Source organism: Dolichospermum sp. LEGE 00246 (genome assembly GCF_015207865.1).
In the GTDB taxonomy this organism is placed as follows: domain Bacteria; phylum Cyanobacteriota; class Cyanobacteriia; order Cyanobacteriales; family Nostocaceae; genus Dolichospermum; species Dolichospermum heterosporum.
In genome coordinates this window covers 1-1,033 of sequence record NZ_JADEWA010000773.1, presented here as the reverse complement: position 1 = coordinate 1,033, position 1,033 = coordinate 1, and the positions used below count along the sequence as shown (strand labels likewise).

The 1,033-nt window shown below is 37.7% G+C and carries 1 protein-coding gene; it reads right to left on the bottom strand.

Features of this window, described 5'->3' with window-relative positions; genetic code table 11:
* Nucleotides 1-475: 475 nt before the first annotated feature.
* Nucleotides 476-1,003: a DUF192 domain-containing protein gene (locus IQ228_RS26260; RefSeq protein ID WP_193965044.1), complete on the bottom strand. Its 528-nt coding sequence runs from the start codon at nucleotides 1,001-1,003 to the stop codon at nucleotides 476-478.
* Nucleotides 1,004-1,033: the final 30 nt, after the last annotated feature.

The following is a 1,033-nucleotide window of genomic DNA, read 5'->3' as shown; positions in this document are numbered from 1 at the left end:
GGAGAAGAGAGGCACCGGGGGCAGGGGAGGGAAGAACAGAAGTTTTTTCCGATCATTATTCGTCAAAATAAATTTGACGAACTTCTAGTTTTTTGTTTTGATTTAAGTAACAAAGATTTTATAGTTTATACTCACCTATTGGCGACTATTTACACTTGCGCCAAAAGGGAGATTTTCGTTACTTAATTTTAAAGTCGTGATCTTAACTGGAAAAACTAAAATCTGATGTTATTCAGGCTACTGATAAATATTAACCTCTTTACTACTATTTATGCCAGGTTTGGTAGTATTTTTTCAAAAAAATAATTTTGTACCAGATAAAAATTCAGCATAAAGACTTATGCTATTTTTACATAGAATTGTTGCTATAGCAGAAGTCAGAAGTTAAAAGTTAAAAGTCTCTTGTGGTATGGCTTTTACCAGAGATTTTGTATCTTATTCAAGTGCATAGAGCTATAGTCAATCTTGATTCTGTTTATCGAATAGCGCCAGGAGATAGGAAATCTATTTTGATCTGATCTCCCTTCTTTAAACCCAATTCTTTGGCTCGTTCTGACCTAAGTTCAATTACTTGATCTATCAGGACATTAGGACCGTAGGTGGGGCAAGGTTCTATGTCACAAGGAGGAGCAGATGTTTGGATGTACTGAACCACACCTTGCCGGAGAAATACCATATCTAACGCAACGGGTACATTCTTCATCCAAAATTGTACTGGTTGTGCGTTCGGAAAAAGAAACAGCATTCCTCCGTTATCTGGTAAAGCCTTTCTATACATCAAACCCATCTGTTGTTGTTGCTGTGTTCTTGCTACTTCTAACTGAATTTTTATATTTCGAGGCAGAGTAGCTTCAGCCGAAATTGGCAAATTTTGACCGGCATTTACTGATGTTTGGGTTGATGATTCTGGTGTCACGGCTGGAGATTCAGCTGTGGTTGGTGATGAACAGCCCATTAGCAGGATACTAAGTAATATTGAACACAAACTAAGCCAAGAAATCATAAGTTGTATAGGGGGTGGGGGCTGTCTCTT

Excerpts from the sequence above, each read along its gene's own strand:
- IQ228_RS26260 (WP_193965044.1), bottom strand. The coding sequence starts at position 1,003 with ATGATTTCTTGGCTTAGTTTGTGTTCAATATTACTTAGTATCCTGCTA.